The following is a 17,942-nucleotide window of genomic DNA, read 5'->3' as shown; positions in this document are numbered from 1 at the left end:
TTAGCGAGGCGGCCGGCATGCGCAAGGCAATCTCAGGACGGTATGGCGCGACTGCCCGGCATCCCTGCTCAAGAGATGTGCAAAATGCGCCGCTCCGCCCGTTGCATCGCCGTTCGTTGACTGGACAGTCGCGATGGACTGGTTGCAGATAGCGCCCAACGGGCGGCCATCGCCCGCGCAACACGAATGATGGGGAATCCGATGCGTCACGTAGCCAAATTGATGGCGGTTTCGGCCTTTGCCGCCCTGATGTCGACGACGGCCTTCGCGCAGACGCCGAAGGACACCGTCGTGATGGCCAAGCAGATCGACGACATCATCACGCTCGATCCGGCCGAGGCTTTCGAGTTCTCGGGCGTTGAAGTCGGCGCGAATGTCTACGACAAGCTGATCAACATCGACATTTCCAAGAACAACGAGCTGATTCCGGATCTCGCCGAGAGCTGGAGCGTCAGCCCCGACAACCTGACCTACACCTTCAAGCTGCGCAAAGGCGTCAAGTTCCACTCGGGCAACCCGGTAACGGCCGCCGACGTGGTCTATTCCTTCCAGCGGGCGGTCACGCTCAACAAGTCGCCGGGCTTCATCCTGCGCCAGTTCGGCTTCGTCGCCGAGAACGTGCTCGACAAGGTCAAGGCCGTCGACGAGAACACCGTCCAGATCACGGTCTCGAAGCCCTACGCGCCGACCTTCTTCTATAACTGTCTGACCTCCGGCGTCGCCGCCATCGTCGACTCGAAGCTGGTCAAGGCCAATGAGAAGGACGGCGACTGGGGCAATGGCTGGCTGAAGCTGAACTCGGCCGGCTCCGGCGCCTACAAGGTCCGCAGCTATCGTCCGAACGAGCAATACACGCTCGACGCCAACGAGAGCTGGTACCGGGGCGCGCCGAAGAGCAAGCGCATCGTCGTGCGCCATGTCGCCGAGCCGGCCTCGCAGCGCCTCCTCGTCGAGAAGGGTGACGTCGATATCGCCCGCAACCTCTCCAAGGACCAGCTCACGGCGGTCAAGGGCAACGACGCGCTCAAGATCGTCCAGGGCGACAAGGGCTACATCCTCTATCTCGGCCTGAACCAGAAGAACCCGAACCTGGCGAAGCCCGAGGTCCGCGAGGCGCTGAAGCTCCTGGTCGATTACGCCTCGATCGAGAAGAACATCCTCGAAGGCACCTACAAGGGCCACGAGTCCTTCCTGCCGCAGGGCTTCCTTGGCGCGATCTCGGACAAGCCCTACCAGCTCAACGTCGCCAAGGCGAAGGAGCTGCTCGCCAAGGCCGGCCTCAGCAACGGCTTCACCGTCACCATGGACACCCGCTCGATCTCGCCGATCACTGATATCGCGCAGGCGATCCAGGCGACCTGGGCCCAGGCCGGCGTCAAGCTGGAGATCATCCCCGGCGACGGCAAGCAGACCCTGACCAAGTACCGCGCCCGCACCCACGATATCTATATCGGCCAGTGGGGCCCGGACTATCTCGACCCGCACACCAATGCCGAAACCTTCGCCATCAACGAGGATAATGGCGAGGAAGCGAAGTCGAAGACGCTGGCCTGGCGCAATGCCTGGAACATTCCGGACATGACCAAGGTCACCCAGAGCGCCGTGCTGGAAGCCGATGCGAGCAAGCGCAAGACCACCTATGAGGGTCTGCAGCGCGACCACCAGAAGGTCTCGCCCTTCGTCATCATGTTCCAGCAGATCGAGGTCTCGGCCGAGCGCAAGAACGTGAACGGCTGGGTCATCGGACCGAGCTCGGACACCAACCGCTACGCCACCATCGTCAAGAACTGAGCCTTCCGGCTCAGGAGCCCGCCGCGATCCCGAAAGGTCGCGGCGGGCTTCCTTTCATGCTCATCCCGGACATGGCCTGGATTCTGGCGCAGCGCGAAACGCCTGCAGCCATTTCCGGCGCTCCGACGAAAAACACTGGAAATGGAGGCGGGTCATGACAGCCGTGACGCAAGCTCCCACAGGCAAGGCGGCCGCGCCGGGCAGGCTGCGGCGCTGGAGCCGCGCGCTCTCGCGCGAGCTGACGACCGTGGTCATCACCATGTTCGGCCTGCTGCTGGTCACCTTCTTCATCGCCCGCGTCATCCCGATCGACCCGGTGCTCGCTGTCGTCGGCGACAACGCCAAGCCCGAGACCTATGAGGCGGCGCGCATCGAGCTCGGCCTCGACAAGCCGCTCTGGCAGCAATTCGCCATCTATATCGGCAAGGTCTTCACCGGGAATCTCGGCACCTCCGTGCTGACCTCGAACCCGGTCGTCGAGGACATCAAGCGCGTCTTCCCGGCGACGCTGGAGCTCGCGACGCTCGGCACGCTGATCGGCGTCCTCATCGGCGTGCCGCTCGGTATCCTCGCCGCCGTCAACCAGGGCCGCTGGCAGGACCAGGTCGCCCGCGTCGTCGGTCTCGTCGGCTATTCCGTCCCGGTCTTCTGGATCGGCCTGATGGCGCTCCTGCTGTTCTACGCCAAGCTCGGCTGGGTCTCCGGCCCAGGCCGCATCTCGGTGGTCTGGCAGGACATCGTCACCACCCGCACCGGCGTCATCATGATCGACGCGGCGCTGGAGGGCGAATGGGAGGCGTTCTGGGATGCCTTCTCGCATCTCATCCTGCCGGCGCTGGTGCTCGGCCTGCTCTCGGTGGCCTATATCAGCCGGATGACGCGCAGCTTCATGATCACCGAGCTGCAGCAGCAATACGTCATCGCCGCCCGCGTGAAGGGCGTCTCCGAGACCGCCGTGATCTGGCGCCATGCGCTGCGCAACGCCGCCGTGCCGCTCTTCACCGTGATCGCGCTCTCCTACATGCATCTGCTGGAGGGCTCGGTGCTGACCGAGACGATCTTCGCCTGGCCGGGCCTCGGCCGCTATCTCACCAACGCCCTGCTCAACGCCGACATGAACGCGGTGCTCGGCGGCACGCTGGTGGTCGGCGTCGTCTTCATCGCGGTCAATCTCCTGACCGACATCATCGGCCGCCTGGCCGATCCGCGCGTGCGCTGAGGAGGCGGACCCATGAGCGATACCTCCTCCACAGGCCTGCATGCCTGGCTGATCAGCGACAGCCCAGAGTCGCGCCGCCAGGCACGGCTAGGCCAGCTCTACCGGCAATGGCTCGCCTTCAAGCGCAACCCGATGGCGGTGGCTGGCCTCGCCATCATCGTCCTGTTGCTGCTGATCGCCGCCTTCGCGCCCCTGATCGCGCCTTTCGATCCGCTCGCGCAGGCGCTCGACAAGCGGCTCCTGCCGCCGTCTGCGACCAACTGGTTCGGCACCGATGCGCTCGGCCGCGACATCTTCAGCCGCATCGTCTACGGCACGCGGATCACGCTGGTCATCGTGCTGCTGGTCGTCGTCACGGTCGGTCCCTTCGGGCTGCTGATCGGGGCGATCTCCGGCTATTACGGCGGCTGGGTCGACCGTCTGCTGATGCGCATCACCGACGTCTTCCTGGCCTTCCCGCGCCTCGTTCTGGCGCTGGCCTTCGTCGCGGCGCTCGGCCCCGGAATCGTCAACGCCATCATCGCCATCGCGATCACGACCTGGCCTCCCTATGCCCGCGTCGCCCGCGCCGAGACCATGGTGATCCGCAACCAGGATTACATCGCGGCGATGCGCCTGCAGGGCGCCTCGCAGGCGCGCATCATCTGGAAGCATGTCGTGCCGATGTGCATGTCCTCGCTGATCGTGCGCACCACCTTCGATATGGCCGGCATCATCCTGACCGCCGCCGGCCTCGGCTTCCTCGGCCTCGGCGCGCAGCCGCCGATGCCGGAATGGGGCGCGATGATCTCGGCCGGCCGCGAGCAGATCTTCGACCAGTGGTGGGTCGCGACCTTCCCAGGCGTGGCCATCTGCATCGTTGCCCTCGGCTTCAACCTGCTCGGCGACGGGCTCCGCGACGTCATGGATGCGAGGTAAGCCGATGACGAGCGAGCAGCCACTTCTCGAGGTCGACAATCTCAAGGTCGACTTCCACACCCCGACCGGCATCGTTCGGGCCGTGCGCGGCCTGTCCTTCACGCTCGGCCGCGAGCGGCTCGGCATCGTCGGCGAGTCCGGTTCCGGCAAGTCGATGACCGGTCGCGCCATCCTCGACCTGATCCCGCATCCGGGTGTCGTCAGCGCCGACCGCATGCGCTTCCGCGGCCAGGACCTGACGGCGATGGACAAGGGTGCGCGGCGCAAGCTCCGCGGCCGCCATATCTCCATGGTGATGCAGGATCCGAAATTCTCGCTGAACCCGGTCGAGACCGTGGGCAGCCAGATCGCCGAGGCCTATCGCATCCACCGCAAGGCCGGCTCGCGGGAGGCGCGCGAGCGCAGCCTCGCCATGCTGGAGCAGGTGCAGATCCGCGAGCCCGCTCGCGTCTACGATCTCTATCCGCACGAGGTCTCGGGCGGCATGGGCCAGCGCGTCATGATCGCGATGATGCTGATCGCCGAGCCCGAAGTCCTGATCGCCGACGAGCCGACCTCGGCTCTCGACGTCACCGTCCAGCTCCAGATCCTCAAGATCCTCGACGATCTCGTCACCGAGCGCGGGATGGGGCTGATCTTCATCAGCCACGACCTGCATCTGGTGCAGTCCTTCTGCGACCGCGTCATCGTCATGTATGGCGGCAAGGTCATGGAGACGCTGCCGGCGGCCGAGCTTGCCGATGAGGCCGCGCGCAGCCGCCGCCATCCCTATACGCTCGGCCTGCTCGAATGCCTGCCGGACCTCGACCATCCCCGGGCGAAGCTCGCCACCCTCAACCGTGACCCGGCGTGGCTGGCATGACGAACGCAGCGATCTCCGTCGACAAGCTCAACGTCTCCTTCGGCGATTCCCATGTCGTGAAGGACCTCTCCTTCGAAGTCCGCAAGGGCGAGAGCTACGGCCTCGTCGGCGAGTCCGGCTCGGGCAAGTCGACCGTTCTCCGCGTGCTCTCCGGCCTCAACCGGGAATGGAGCGGCACCGTCACGATCGAGGGCACGGAGCAGCCCAAGGTTCGCGACAAGGTCTTCTATCGCAACGTCCAGATGGTCTTCCAGGATCCCTATGGCTCGCTGCACCCCAAGAAGACGGTCGACGATACGCTGGCCGAGCCGCTCGCGATCCACGGCCTCGACAATGCCGAGGCCCGCATCGGCAAGGCGCTCTCCGATGTCGGCCTGCCGGCTTCGTTCCGCTTCCGCTATCCGCATCAGCTCTCAGGTGGCCAACGCCAGCGCGTCGCGATCGCGCGGGCGCTGGTGCTCGAACCCTCAATCCTGCTGCTCGACGAGCCGACCTCGGCGCTCGACGTCTCGATCCAGGCGGAGGTGCTGAACCTGCTTGCGGCGCTCAGGCAGGAGCGGAAGCTCACCTATATCCTCGTCAGCCACGACCTTTCGGTCGTAGGCCACATGTGCGAGCGCCTGCTGGTCATGCAGTTCGGCCGCGCCGTCGAGGAAATGACGGTCGAGACGCTGGCCGCGCGCCAGCCGCAGACGGCCTATGCCCAGCAATTGCTGACCGCGAGCGCGGGCTTCCGGCGCGCGGGCTGAGTGGGTTCCACATCTCAGCCCTCATCCTGAGGAGCGGGCCGCAGGCTCGCGTCTCGAAGGATGTTCCAGATGTCTCCGGAGCCTCCTGAAGCATCCTTCGAGACGCCATTCCCAGGGGAATGGCTCCTCAGGATGAGGGCTCAGGGAGACACCAGCGTATATTGAACGGCACGGGCAGCGGCCCTGCGCTGTCCCCTCTTTGCAGCGCGGCAAAACCGTCCCACTCTGGCCGCAGCCTTGCGCTAGCTGCTTCGTGTCCGGATCGACGTTGGCAGGCCAGCGAAGCTTCGCGCCGGTCCAGCGAACCGGCACCGCCTGACGGAGTTACTGGATTGATGGACGCTATCGTGGACAACGCGCTTCGGCCCGAGACCGCCCCCGAGCGGACGCCGGTCCCGCCCTTCGATCTCGTGATCTTCGGCGCGGGCGGCGACCTTGCCCTGCGCAAGCTCTTTCCGGCGCTGGCCCAGCGCAATCGCGAGGGTGTCCTGCCCGGCGAGAGCCGCATCCTCGCCATCGTCCGCAAGGAGGAGGATGTCGAGGGTCTGCCGAAGCAGATCGCCAAGCGCCTCGACGAGGAGGGCATCCCGAAGGATCAGGTCGAGCCCTTCCTGCGCCGCCTGACCATGGTGATGCTCGATGCGGTGAAGCCCGAAACCTATGGCGCGCTGAAGCAGGCTCTGGGCGAGAGCGAGCGCGTCCGCTCCTTCTACCTCTCGACGCCGCCCGATCTCTTCATCCCGATCTGCGAGAACCTCGCCAAGGCCGAGATCCTGACGCCGACCTCGCGCGTCATCCTGGAAAAGCCGCTCGGCCGCGATCTCGCCTCGGCGCGGGCGATCAACGATGCCGTCGCGCGCATCCTGCCGGAAAGCCGAACCTACCGGATCGACCATTATCTCGGCAAGGAGACGGTGCAGAACCTGCTTGTCCTGCGCTTCGCCAACACGCTGTTCGAGCGCTCATGGTCGAGCCGGGACATCGACCATGTCCAGATCACGGTAGCCGAGACGGTCGGGCTGGAGCAGCGCGCCGGCTATTACGACAAGTCCGGGCATATGCGTGACATGGTTCAGAACCATCTCATGCAGTTGCTGACCCTCTTCGCCATCGAGCCGCCGAACATGCTGGAGGCCGGCGCCGTCCGCGAGGAGAAGATCAAGGTTCTGAAGGCGCTGCGCCCCATCGTCGGGCCGGACGTCCAGCGCTACACCGTGCGCGGCCAGTACGGCGCCGGCCAGATCGACGGCCAGCGCGTGCGCGGCTATTCCGAGGAACTCGGCCACGGCTCGAACACCGAGACCTTCGTCGCCATCCGCTGCGAGGTCGACAACTGGCGCTGGGCCGGCGTGCCGATCTACCTGCGCACGGGAAAGCGCATGGCGCAGCGCTATTCCGAGATCGCCGTCACCTTCAAGCCGGTGCCGCATTCGATCTTCGGCGGCGGCTCCTGCGACCGGCTCGACGCCAACCGCCTCTTCATCCGCCTGCAGCCGAACGATGGCGTGCAGCTCCAGCTCATGATGAAGGTGCCGGGCTCCGGCCGGCTCAAGATCGTACCGCGCCAGCTCGACCTGCGCTATTCCACCGCCTTCGACGAGCGCACGCCGGACGCTTATGAGCGCCTCCTGACCGACGTGATCCGCGGCGACCAGACGCTGTTCATGCATCGCGACGAGGTCGAGCAGGCCTGGTCCTGGGTCGATCCGATCATCGCCGGCTGGCAGGACTATTACCCGCATCCGCATCGCTATGCCGCCGGCTCCTGGGGCCCGTCGCAGGCGATCGGCCTGATCGAGCGCGACGGCCGCTCCTGGGCCGATCCGGATCTGGTCTGATGGCCGGCCCGCTCGCCTGGCACCGCTTCGCCACCTTGGCCGACGCTTCCGAAGCGCTGGCGGAGGCCGTCGCGATCCGGCTGAAGGATTTGCTCGCCGGACAGGGCAGGGCGCTGCTCGCCGTGCCCGGCGGCACGACCCCGGCGGGCTTCCTCGCCGCGCTCGGCCGGCACGATCTGCCCTGGCAACAGGTCACGCTGCTGCCGACCGACGAGCGTTTCGTCGCGGCCGATGACGCCGCCTCGAACGAGCGCATGATCCGGGCGCAATTCGCGCCGCTGGCCGCAGGGCGGGCCAATTTCCTGTCCTTCCACGAGCACGGCAGCGATATCGAGGCGGCGGCTGCGCTGCTCTGCGCCAAGCTCGCCGAACTCCCTGAGATCGACCTGCTCGTCAGCGGCATGGGCGCGGACGGCCATATCGCCTCGCTCTTTCCGGGTGCGGAGGCGACCTTCCACGACGTGCCCGATAGCGGCATCGTCGTCGCCCGCCCGCCGGGCCTGCCGCCGCGGCTCTCGCTCTCGCCCGCCCGCCTGCTTGGCGCCGGCTGGGCGAGCCTGCTGGTCTCGGGCGCGGCCAAGGAAGCCGTGCTCAAGGTCGCTTCCGAGCGCGAGCAGCAGCCGTTGCCGGTCGATCTTCTGCTTGGCGGCGCGCGAGGGCTCGACGTCTACTGGGCGAAGGAGTAGAGCCGGATTTCCTGCTCAAATCGATTGAAAGACGAGACCATGGACGAGACTGCCGCGATTGCCCGGTTGAAGAGCTGCGGCGTGATCCCCGTCGTGGTGATCGAGGACGCCTCGCGCGCCGTCGATCTCGCCCATGCGCTGGTCGCCGGCGGCATCGATGTCGTCGAGGTCACGCTGCGCCGCCCGGCCGCGATGGAAGCCCTCGCGGCCATCGCGAAATCGGTGCCGAAGGCCTTGGCGGTCGCGGGCACGGTGGTGACGCCGGCTCAGGCCCAGCAGGTCAAGGATGCCGGCGCGCAGGCCGTGGTCAGCCCTGGCTTCAGCGAGGGCGTCGATGAAGCCCTGCGCAAGGCGGGCCTGCCCTGGCTGCCGGGCGTCGCGACGGCTTCCGACTGCATGCGAGCGGTTGCCGCTGGCCGTACCACCGCGAAGTTCTTTCCGGCCGAGCAGGCCGGTGGCCCGCCGGCGCTGAAGGCGCTCTCCGGCCCGTTCCCGCAGATGACCTTCTGCCCGACCGGCGGTGTCGGCCTGAAGAACCTCAGTGATTACCTCGCTCTGCCGCAGGTCATCTGCGTCGGCGGCTCCTGGCTGGTTCCGGCCGATGCGATCGCCGCGGGTGATTGGAAGCGTATCGAGACGCTGGCGCGCGAGGCAAAGGAAGCGTTCGTGAAGGCGCGGGCGTAAGGGCGCGCGGCGCGGAAGATAAGCGCGTGGAAAGAAGTGCGTCATCCCGTGCGCGCTGCAGCGTGTAACGCTGCTGCGCAGACACGGGACCGCGCGACGAGAAGGCGCCTTTTCCTGAGGACGGTCCCGCATCTGCGCAGCAGCACTGCGTGCTGCGGCGCGTGCGGGAAGACACCCTTCAGGCCGCGAGCTTCTCCCGCACCATCTCGGCGATCGCGAGCGAACTCGTCAGCCCCGGGCTCTCGATACCGAGCAGGTTGACCAGCCCCGGCACCCCATGCACCTCCGGCCCATCGATCCGGAAATCCGGCATCGGCTCGCTTGGCCCGTGCAGCTTCGGGCGGATGCCCGCGTAATCCGCGACCAGCGCTCCGTCGGGCAACGCCGGCCAATAGGTCCGGATCGCCGCGTAGAATTTCTCTGCCCGCGCCGGATCGACCACCAGATCCTGATCGTGCTCGACCCATTCGACATCGGGCCCGAATTTCACGCGCCCACCCATGTCGATCGTGGCGTGGATGCCGAGACCAGCCGCCTCCGGCACCGGGTAGACGAGATGGCTGAAGGGCTGTTTGCCCGTCAGTGCGAAGTAATTGCCCTTGGCATAGTGCTGCACCGGTACATGCTCACGCGGGAAATCGTCGAGCAGGCCGAGCAGTTTCGGTGCGCCATGGCCGGCAGAATTGACCACAGTGCGCACCGAATAGGTCGCCGGATCGTCGCCGCCGAAATCGACGCTGAAGCCCTCTGCCTCCCGCCGCCAGCCGGTGATCGGGGTGTTCAGCGCAAGCGAGCCGCCGGCGGCCTCGCATTCGCCGAGCAGCGACAGCATCAGCGCATGGCTGTCGACAACACCGGTCTCGGGCGAGAGCAGGGCGATCTCGCAGCGCACCTCCGGTTCCATCGCCTTCGCCTCGGCTCCAGAGAGCCAGCGCAGCGTATCGACGCCCGAAGCCTTGGCACGGGCCATGATCGTCTCCAGCGCCGGCTTCTGCGCCTCGGAGGTGGCGACGATCAGCTTGCCGCAGGGCTTATGCGGCAGGCCGCGCTCCCCGAGGTAACGATAGAGCTTGCTGCGGCCCGCGACGCAGACGCGAGCCTTCAGCGAGCCGGGCGGATAGTAGATCCCGGCATGGATGACCTCGGAATTGCGTGCCGAGGTCTGGGTGCCGATGCCCTCAGTGGCTTCGGCGATGACGACCTCGCGTCCGGCCAGCGCCAGTTCGCGGGCAACCGCGAGGCCGACGACGCCGGCCCCGATCACCAGACAATCGATGTCGCTCATCGCCTCGCCGTCAGCTGCGCTGCGGCATAGCGATCTCGATGAGGCTCGCCCAGTAGTTCACGCCGACCGGGATCGCCGCATCGTTGAACTCGTAGGCCGGGTTGTGCAGGCCAGCCGAGTCGCCGTTGCCGATATTGATGAAGGCGCCGGGGCGCTCCTCCAGCATGTAGGAGAAGTCTTCCGAACCCATGGTCGGCGGCACCTCGGTGTTGATCGCGTCCGAGCCGAAGGCCTCTTTCGTCACGCTGGTGGCGAAATCGGTCTGGCCGGCATGGTTGAAGGTCACCGGATAGCCGCGGCGATAGTTGAGCTGGTACTTCATGCCGAAGGCCTTCATCACGCCCTCGACGATCTCGGCGATGCGCTTCTCGGCGAGGTCGCGGGTTTCCGGCGTCAGCGTGCGGACCGAGCCCTTGATCTCCGCGGTCTGCGGAATGACGTTGAAGGCCTCGCCGGCATTCAGCGCGGTCACCGAGACGACAATCGACTCGAGCGGGTCGGCATTGCGCGAGGCAACCGTCTGCAGCGCCGAGACGAGCGCGCAGGAGGCGACGATCGGGTCGTTGACGCGATGCGGCGCAGCCGCGTGGCCGCCAAGGCCCTCGATCTTGATGTGAAGCTGGTCGGCCGCGGCCATGGCGGGGCCCTTGCGGATCTCGAACTTGCCGACGGGCACGCCCGGCTTGTTATGCATGCCGTAGACTTCCTGGATGCCGAAGCGGGTGATCAGCCCGTCGTCGATCATCGCCTTGGCGCCGGCGCCGCCCTCTTCGGCCGGCTGGAAGATCAGCACGGCGGTGCCGTCGAAATCGCGGGTCTCGCTCAGGTACTTGGCGGCGCCGAGCAGCATGGCGGTGTGGCCGTCATGGCCGCAGGCATGCATCTTGCCGGGTACGGTCGAGCGGTGCGGGAGATTGGTCTCCTCATGGATCGGCAGCGCGTCCATGTCGGCGCGCATGGCGATGACGCGGCCGGAATCCTGGCCCTTGCCCTTGATGACGCCGACGACGCCGGTCTGGCCGACGCCGGTGGCGACTTCGTCGACGCCCCATTCCCGGAGCTTGTCGGCGACGAGGCCGGCGGTCCGGTGCACGTCGTACATCAGCTCGGGGTGGCGATGGATGTCGCGGCGGATCGCGGTGATTTCCGGGGTGAGCGCCGCGATGATGTCGGTCTTGGGCATCGTATCCTCTGAGATGGCATGGGGCGACCACGCAGAAAGCGGGTGCCGTCGCGCAGGCTAGCCCAGCCTCGCCCCGCCTGTCCAAGCCGGTGGCGCGCAGGGGATGGGCCTTGGCGGAATGGCAAGGGCCCTATCGAAAGGTCAGGAGCGATCTGTGGGGGTCGAGGAGCGATCTGGGTAACGGTAGTGCAATAATCTGGAAAGGCCGCAGCCATGATTTGGCCTTGCTTGACGATTAGCGGAGGCGGCATCCGCTCGGGCCATCGAGATTATCTGGCCTGATCCCTTTCAATTCCCCCTTACATGTCTGGTAGATGATGCGTCGCTTGTCGTTGCTTGCGTTACTATGTGGTTTCTTGCCTGCGGCCGCCCTAGCTGATGTCACGCCCGAGAAAATTTCCTTTCAGCCGCAGGTCAAAGGCCTCGGCTGCCTCAAGCCCGAGACGAAGGCGATGATCGCCGAGCTTGTCGCGAAGATCGGCCCGATCCAGATCACCTCGACCTGCGGCGGCCGCCATGCCCGCCACTCGCAGCACTATAGTGGCCGGGCGATCGATTTCCGGCCGATGGCGACCTCGTCGCGCAAGGCCGCCGCTGCCGCGCGCGCAATCGACAATGTCGGCGGTGTCGGCACCTACTCCAACGGCCTGGTCCATGCCGATGTCGGCGAGCGCGAGCTCTCCTGGTACGGCCACAAGCGCAGCCGCTACGCTTCCGCCAGCAAGCGCAGCCGCTATGCCCGGCTCGCCCGCAACAGCAACTGACGACGCGGGCCGCGCCCTTTAGCGGGGCGTGGTCGTGAGCCTGTGCCGATAGACCAGATCGTTCGGGTCCGGTCTGTCGGCCAGCAGGTCGCGGATGGCGCCGAGCCGCTCGGCCACGGCGGCCGAACCTGCGTTGTTCGGCGCGATATAGCTGACCAGCTCGGGGACCCCGAGCGCCTGCCCGGCCCAGTCGCGCAGCGCGAGCGCGGCCTCGGTCGCGTAGCCCTGTCCTTCATGGCCCTCATAGAGCAGCCAGCCCAGCTCCTTCTCCGGGAAGAGCGGGCCATGGCTGATACCGACCTGTCCGATGCAGACACCGTCCGAACGCCGGTCGATCATCAGCCCGCCATGGCCGTAGAGGCTCCAGCAGGCGATGTCGTGGCAGAACAGGCCCCAGGCCTGTCTCAGGGATAACGGCCCGCCCAGCCCGGCGGCCCGCGGCGAAGCCAGGAAGGCGGCATAGGCAGGGAAGTCGGCCTCGGCCATCGGGCGCAGTACGAGGCGCTGCGTCTGCAGCGTTGGGATCGATCGGTTGTCCATAGTCGGTTCCGGAAATGCTTTCGCGCCGGCTCAGACGCCGAAGCTCTTGCGCCAGCCGTCGATATCCTCGAGCGCGACATTCGAGCCGCAGAGCACGAGGCAAACCCTCTCGTCGGACCGGAAGCTGTCCTTGCGCGCCAATGCGGCGGCGACCACGCAGGAGGCCGCCGGCTCCAGCAGCACCCGTCCGTTCTGGAGCACCCAGACGAGTTCGCGGACGGCCTCCGCGTCGGACACCACGATGATCTCTTCGAGGAACTGCCGGGCCGCGGCCATGGTGCGCTTGGTCGCGAAGGGCGCGCCGAGCGTGCGGGCGATCGAGGTCGGGCGGATCGCGACAGGTTCGCCAGCCGCCAGCGCCTGCGTCATCGTCGTGGCGCCCTCGGTCTCGACGCCATGCAGCCGCACGGCCGGATCGAGCCCCTTCAAGGCTGTGCCGACGCCGGCCGAGAAGCCGCCGCCGCCAACCGAGATGAAGACATGGTCGAGCCGCCCGCCGGCATCGGCCGCCAGTTCGAGGCCGAGTGTGCCATGTCCGGCGATGATCGCCGGGTCGTCATAGGAATGGACGTGGGTCATGCCCTGCGCGGCGTAGTCTTCGGCCTTGGCGAAGGCAGCGACGGAATCCTCGCAGAGCTCGACCTGCCCGCCGGCCTCCTCGGTCAGGCGGATATTGAGCGCCGGCGTCGCCTTCGGCATCAGCACCAGCGCCCGCGTGCCGACGGCGCGCGCGACGAGTGACACGGCGATGGCGTGGTTCCCGCCCGAGACGGTGACGACACCGCGCGTCAGTTCGGCTTCGCTGAGCCCCATCAGCTTGTTGTAGCAGCCGCGGACCTTGAACGAGCCGCCGAGCTGCAGGCTCTCGACCTTCACCCAGGTCTCGACGCCGAGCCGAGCGGACAGCCCCGCGCTGTAATAGGTCGGCGTGCGGCGGACCTTGCCGGCAATGCGCGCGGCGGCGGCCTGGACGTCGGCAAGGGTGACGTCGAATTCGGTGACGTCGAAGCTCATGGCGCTCTGGTCCTTTGCCCCAGCGATTCCGGTTCGGCGGCACGAGAGCGCGGCGGACGCCCAGCCGTCAAGCGTCGGCTAAGCGCATTCGAGATTGCGGCTGAGTCCGACCGTCAGGGAGCGGGCGGCGGGCTCGCCTTGGGCCGGGTATGATTGACCGGGCGCGTCGGCAGCGGCACCGCCGGGCGGTCGGTGCGGTACTGGCCCCGCGCGATGGCGCCGAACAGCAGCATCACGGCGGTCAGGGTCATCAGCCACCAGGGCAGCAGCGGCGCGAAGCCGAAGACGCTGAGCGCGAAGGCCGTGGTGAAAGCCGCGACGCCGCCGGCTGCCAGCGCACCGGTCATGCGCCCGGCGGCGCGGATCGCGAAATAGAGGCAGGCTGCGGCGGCTGCGGCCCCGACCAGCCCGAGTTCGTACCAGGTCTCGAACAGCAGGGTCGCCGGGGCGGGCTGCGGCAAGGTGCCGTTCATCTGCCCGCGCACGACGGTATCGAGCCCGTGCCCGGTTATCAGCTCGATCGGCGATTGCCGGATCACGTCGGCCCAGATCGAGAGCATCTGCGCGAAGTCGTCGGCGCTGTCGGGCAGGATCGAGACCAGCGGCGCCATCAGGAAGGGCAGGATCGGCGCGAACAGCATCAGCCCGGCGATGATGGCGGCGATGATCTGCGTCGCGCGCTCAGGGCTGGCGGTGACGGCGCCAAAGGCGACGGCGCCGAAGATCATGGCGAGCGTCTCGCCGTCCTCGAAGCGCGTCAGCGCCAGCAGCGTCACGACGAGGGCCAAGCCCAGTGCACTGAGGCCGCGCTCGCGCGAAAGCAGCCAGGCCAGCGCCGGCCAGGCCATGATCAGGATGATCGAGACGCCGCGCTCGACGGCGCCGGGCGGTGTCTCGGCATGGCGCAGCGCCGCGACCGCGATCAGACCGAGCGCGAAGATGCCGGCGGTGCCGGTGCCGAGCGCGACAAGGTTGAGGTTCGAGGAGCGCATCCGCTCGGGCAGGGCCGAGAGGCCGACGAAGCCGAGCACGGCAGCGAGCATCAGATTGCCCGCCTTCTCGACGGCGGCGCCCGGAAACGGACTCCAGACCAGGGAGAGGAAGGCCCAGGCGATCAGGCCGATCAGGATCAGGCCGGGGCGGCTGACCAGGAGCGCACGGAGCGTGCCGACGAATTTGCGAGGCTCTTCGATCAGCGTCGCGATGATCAGCAGGGCGATGCCGATCGGCACCAGCACGACGGCAGCGCGGCGCGAGACCAGCGCAGCCAGCGGCAGGACGAGTGCCAGCGTGCCGAAGCCGATGCGCCGCAGCAGCAGCGCGGCGTCGGTGGCCGGATCGAGCGGGGCTTGGGCGTTGTTGCGGATCATGCGTTTCGGCGGGGTCCTGACAGCCTCTCGGCCTGCCCGGCCGCCCGGGATGAGCCGCTGCCACCCTAGCGGGCGCAAGCGCCCTCGACTGTAGGTGCGGCGCAACACTGAAAGCCTGTTTTGACATCGTCAAATCGATGGCGCGGAGCATGATGATCTCCGGAGGGCCCCTATGGCTGGTACCCGATGGTGCGACGCCGGGCCTCTGGCGAAGCGGCGGCGTTCGTGAGAGAAACCGGCATGACCATGCTGGCGGCCATCCCCTTTGCGAGCGGCTTTCCGATCGATGCCTTCATGCACGGGCTCGTGGCCCGGCTGAAGCGCCAGGGGCTGCGCCTCGGCGGCGTCGTCCAGCACAACGATCCGGCCTGCGACGACCGCTGCATGGCGATGTCGCTGGAGGATGTCGCGAGCGGCCGGCGTTTCGCGATCAGCCAGGATCTCGGCGCAGGCGCTTCGGGCTGCCATCTCGATGCCGCTGGTTTGGCCGCCGCTGCCGCAGCCTTCTCCGATGCGCTGGCCGGGCGCGCCGATCTCGTCATCGTCAACCGCTTCGGCAAGCAGGAGGCCGCGGGCGAGGGGCTGCGCGCGGAGATCGCCGGTGCGCTGCTCGCCGGCCTGCCGCTGCTGATCGCCGTGCGCAGCGATTTCCTGCCGGCCTGGCGTGATTTCGCCGGTGACGACTGGCTCGAATTGCCTGTCGATGAGGCGGCGGTGGAGCGCTGGGCGCTGGCGGCAACGCGCGTCGCGGCTTGAGCCTCATGGCGGAAACGCCGACCATCGGCCTGATCCTCGCGGGCGGCCTCGCCCGGCGGATGGGCGGTGGCGACAAGGCGCTGAAGCCGCTCGCCGGCAGGCCGATCCTCGCCCATGTCATCGATCGCCTGCGCGGCCAGTGTGACGACCTTCTGCTCAATGCCAACGGCGATCCGGCGCGGCTCGCCGGCTTCGGCCTGCCGGTCGTCGCCGATACGGTGCCGGATTTTGCCGGACCCCTTGCGGGAATCCTCGCCGGGCTTGACTGGATTGCAGCTCACAGGCCGCAAACCGAGTGGCTGCTCAGCGTCGCCGCCGATACGCCCTTCATTCCTGGGGATCTCGCCGCGCGCCTGCATCAGGCGCGGGCTGCCGCCGGCACGCCGCTCGCCTGCGCGGCCTCGGGTGGGCAGCAGCACCACGCCATCGGCCTCTGGCCGGTCGCGTTGCGGGAGGAGTTACGCGAGGCGCTGGCCGCGGGCGAGCGCAAGCTTGGCCGCTGGGCGCAGGGGCATGGCGTCGCCGTCGCCGAATGGTCCGCTGAACCGCTCGATCCCTTCTTCAACGTCAACACGCCCGAGGATCTCGTCGAGGCTGAGCGGCTGGCCGCAAGCGTGGCCTGACTGGCGCTTACCCTTCCAGCAGAGCCTTCAGCGCCGCGAGGTCGCGGGCGACCATGGCCGCATCCCCCGCCATCTCGTCATCGGACATGCCGTCGCGCTGGAACAGCGTGAACACGATTTCGGCCCCGTCGCCATTGGCGACGACCCGCATCGGATTGTGCATGGCCGGACCGTGCTGGGGGATGACGGCATGGTCGAGCACGCCATGGTTGTTCGGCTCGCTGAACAGGATGCGCATCGGCCCCATCGGCGTCTCGGCGCGCCAGGTCATGCCCTCGACCGGCACGAAGCTGTGGCCGAGGCCCTCGGCCCAGCGCGGGAAGTTCGCGGGGTCGGCGAGGAAGGCATAGACCTCCTCCACCGGGTGGTCGATGCCGATCCCGATATGGCGGGCGCGATGGACGGCCATGGCTTTCGTCCTTCCAGATAAAGAACAAAAGAAGAACAAAAAGTCCGGTTTGTCAAGCACCCGGCGTGACGCTCGCCGAATACTACTCGATGACGATGCGCGGAGCGGCCCGGACCGCGCCGCCGAGGCTGGCCTGCACCTGCCGGGCCAGCGCGACATAGGCCTTGGCATGGGCGCTCGTGGGATCGCTGGCGACGATCGGGCGGCCACCATCGGAGGTCTCGCGGATCGGCATGGCCAGTGGGATCTCGCCGAGGAAGGGGATGCCGAGCCGCTCCGCCTCGTGCCGGGCGCCGCCATGGGCGAAGATGTCGGAGCGATGCCCGCAGGCCGGGCAGGTGAAATAGCTCATGTTCTCGACGAGGCCGAGGATCGGTACCGCGACCTTCCTGAACATCGCGACGCCGCGGCGCGCGTCGAGCAGGGCGAGGTCCTGCGGCGTCGAGACGATGACGGCCCCGGCGAGCGGCACCTGTTGGGCCATGGTGAGCTGGGCGTCGCCGGTGCCGGGCGGCATGTCGACGACGAGCACGTCGAGCTCGCCCCAGGCGACCTCGCGCAGCATCTGGGTGATGGCCGAGATCACCATCGGCCCGCGCCAGATCATCGGCGTCTCCTCGTCGACGAGGAAGCCGATCGACATGACCTTGAGGCCATAGGCCTCCATCGGCGCGAGCGTCCGGCCGGAGACGATCTGCGGCTTGCCGGTAATGCCGAAGATCTTCGGCATGGACGGCCCGTAGATGTCGGAGTCGAGCACGCCGACCTTGAGGCCGAGCGTCGCGAGCGCCACGGCGAGATTGGCCGCGGTCGTCGACTTGCCGACGCCGCCCTTGCCGCTGGCGACGGCGATGATCTGCTTCACGCCCGGCACACCGGCTGGTCGGGGCGGTCCGCCCGGTCCGGGACGCTGCGCCTGCTGTCGGGCCTGCATCCCGGCCGAAGGACCGGCCTTGTCGGCCGTCAGCCCGACCAGAACCTGCGTCACGCCCGGCAGGCCGCCGACGGCGCTTTCGGCCGCCTTTCGCACCGGCTCCATCGCTGCGGCTTCGGTCGCGTCGATGCCGATGGCGAAGATCACCTTGCCGCCGTCGACAAGGATGTCGCCGATGCGGCCGGAGGCGGCGAGCGACTGCCCGCTTGCCGGCAGCTTCACCAGTTCGAGCGCCCGCAGGACATCGGCTTGGGAGACGGTCACGTTGTCGAACTCCGTTTCTCGGAAGCGTCATTCTCGGGCGTAGCGAAGCGCAG

At 67.6% G+C, this 17,942-nt stretch carries 18 protein-coding genes; 11 read left to right on the top strand and 7 right to left on the bottom strand.

Translation table 11 applies throughout. The features are described from left to right. Positions 1–189 precede the first annotated feature (189 nt). The 8 genes from AC3WMA_RS05400 to eda all read left to right on the top strand — a co-directional run bounded on the left by AC3WMA_RS05400 (position 190) and on the right by eda (position 8,747). Positions 190–1,791: an ABC transporter substrate-binding protein gene (locus AC3WMA_RS05400; RefSeq protein ID WP_492284752.1), complete on the top strand. Its 1,602-nt coding sequence runs from the start codon at positions 190–192 to the stop codon at positions 1,789–1,791. Between the two features lie 154 nt (positions 1,792–1,945). After that, positions 1,946–3,010 carry an ABC transporter permease gene (locus tag AC3WMA_RS05395; protein WP_492284345.1) on the top strand — a complete coding sequence of 355 codons (1,065 nt, stop codon included), beginning with the start codon at positions 1,946–1,948 and terminating at the stop codon, positions 3,008–3,010. A 12-nt stretch (positions 3,011–3,022) separates the two neighbouring features. After that, positions 3,023–3,928: a nickel transporter permease gene (gene nikC / locus AC3WMA_RS05390; protein ID WP_492284344.1), complete on the top strand. Its 906-nt coding sequence runs from the start codon at positions 3,023–3,025 to the stop codon at positions 3,926–3,928. Between the two features lie 4 nt (positions 3,929–3,932). Continuing rightward, positions 3,933–4,790 (top strand): ABC transporter ATP-binding protein, encoded by an 858-nt coding sequence (locus AC3WMA_RS05385; RefSeq protein ID WP_492284343.1) that lies wholly within the window; start codon positions 3,933–3,935, stop codon positions 4,788–4,790. Beyond that, a complete protein-coding gene (locus tag AC3WMA_RS05380) occupies positions 4,787–5,539 on the top strand; it encodes an ABC transporter ATP-binding protein (protein ID WP_492284342.1) in 753 nt (250 codons plus the stop codon). The genes AC3WMA_RS05385 and AC3WMA_RS05380 overlap by 4 nt, the downstream gene beginning before the upstream one ends. A gap of 335 nt (positions 5,540–5,874) precedes the next feature. Next, entirely contained in the window at positions 5,875–7,377 is a 1,503-nt protein-coding gene (zwf, locus tag AC3WMA_RS05375; RefSeq protein WP_052231997.1) for a glucose-6-phosphate dehydrogenase, read from the top strand. Then, positions 7,377–8,063: a 6-phosphogluconolactonase gene (pgl, locus tag AC3WMA_RS05370; protein WP_492284341.1), complete on the top strand. Its 687-nt coding sequence runs from the start codon at positions 7,377–7,379 to the stop codon at positions 8,061–8,063. Before zwf ends, pgl begins: the two co-directional genes overlap by 1 nt. Before the next feature lie 39 nt (positions 8,064–8,102). Further along, a complete protein-coding gene (gene eda / locus AC3WMA_RS05365; RefSeq protein ID WP_492284340.1) occupies positions 8,103–8,747 on the top strand; it encodes a bifunctional 4-hydroxy-2-oxoglutarate aldolase/2-dehydro-3-deoxy-phosphogluconate aldolase in 645 nt (214 codons plus the stop codon). Between the two features lie 178 nt (positions 8,748–8,925). Here eda and AC3WMA_RS05360 read toward each other — a convergent pair whose 3' ends face one another. Together AC3WMA_RS05360 and AC3WMA_RS05355 are read right to left on the bottom strand one after the other, a co-directional pair. Beyond that, complete coding sequence (locus tag AC3WMA_RS05360; RefSeq protein ID WP_492284339.1) at positions 8,926–10,032, bottom strand: NAD(P)/FAD-dependent oxidoreductase; 1,107 nt, start codon at positions 10,030–10,032, stop codon at positions 8,926–8,928. A gap of 10 nt (positions 10,033–10,042) precedes the next feature. Next, positions 10,043–11,215, bottom strand: coding sequence for a M20 aminoacylase family protein (locus tag AC3WMA_RS05355; protein ID WP_492284338.1), 1,173 nt, complete (start codon positions 11,213–11,215; stop codon positions 10,043–10,045). Between the two features lie 452 nt (positions 11,216–11,667). Here AC3WMA_RS05355 and AC3WMA_RS05350 point away from each other — a divergent pair, with 452 nt between their 5' ends. Then, positions 11,668–11,979 carry a DUF882 domain-containing protein gene (locus AC3WMA_RS05350; RefSeq protein WP_257732379.1) on the top strand — a complete coding sequence of 104 codons (312 nt, stop codon included), beginning with the start codon at positions 11,668–11,670 and terminating at the stop codon, positions 11,977–11,979. A gap of 18 nt (positions 11,980–11,997) precedes the next feature. Here the strand turns inward: AC3WMA_RS05350 and AC3WMA_RS05345 are convergent, their stop codons facing one another. The 3 genes from AC3WMA_RS05345 to AC3WMA_RS05335 form a co-directional block, all read right to left on the bottom strand. Then, the gene (locus AC3WMA_RS05345; RefSeq protein ID WP_492284337.1) at positions 11,998–12,519 is read right to left on the bottom strand and encodes a GNAT family N-acetyltransferase; all 522 of its coding nucleotides are present in this window, start codon (positions 12,517–12,519) and stop codon (positions 11,998–12,000) included. Between the two features lie 30 nt (positions 12,520–12,549). After that, positions 12,550–13,533: a threonine ammonia-lyase gene (locus tag AC3WMA_RS05340; RefSeq protein ID WP_492284336.1), complete on the bottom strand. Its 984-nt coding sequence runs from the start codon at positions 13,531–13,533 to the stop codon at positions 12,550–12,552. Positions 13,534–13,646: 113 nt separating this feature from the next. Next, complete coding sequence (locus AC3WMA_RS05335) at positions 13,647–14,903, bottom strand: peptide ABC transporter permease (RefSeq protein WP_492284335.1); 1,257 nt, start codon at positions 14,901–14,903, stop codon at positions 13,647–13,649. 240 nt (positions 14,904–15,143) lie between these two features. Between AC3WMA_RS05335 and AC3WMA_RS05330 the strand changes: the two genes are divergently transcribed. Both AC3WMA_RS05330 and mobA read left to right on the top strand, forming a co-directional pair. Next, positions 15,144–15,659, top strand: a complete 516-nt coding sequence (locus AC3WMA_RS05330; protein WP_492284334.1) for a DUF2478 domain-containing protein — start codon at positions 15,144–15,146, stop codon at positions 15,657–15,659. Between the two features lie 5 nt (positions 15,660–15,664). Continuing rightward, positions 15,665–16,282, top strand: coding sequence for a molybdenum cofactor guanylyltransferase MobA (gene mobA, locus AC3WMA_RS05325; protein ID WP_492284333.1), 618 nt, complete (start codon positions 15,665–15,667; stop codon positions 16,280–16,282). A 7-nt stretch (positions 16,283–16,289) separates the two neighbouring features. On the opposite strand, the gene AC3WMA_RS05320 is transcribed toward mobA, so the two are convergent. Both AC3WMA_RS05320 and AC3WMA_RS05315 read right to left on the bottom strand, forming a co-directional pair. Then, a complete protein-coding gene (locus AC3WMA_RS05320) occupies positions 16,290–16,691 on the bottom strand; it encodes an SRPBCC family protein (RefSeq protein WP_492284332.1) in 402 nt (133 codons plus the stop codon). A gap of 82 nt (positions 16,692–16,773) precedes the next feature. After that, positions 16,774–17,889, bottom strand: a complete 1,116-nt coding sequence (locus AC3WMA_RS05315; RefSeq protein WP_492284331.1) for an Mrp/NBP35 family ATP-binding protein — start codon at positions 17,887–17,889, stop codon at positions 16,774–16,776. Between the last annotated feature and the right edge of the window lie 53 nt (positions 17,890–17,942).

It is taken from the genome of Allobosea sp. FW305-C-101, assembly GCF_058783685.1.
This window is presented reverse-complemented; position numbering and strand designations above follow the sequence as displayed.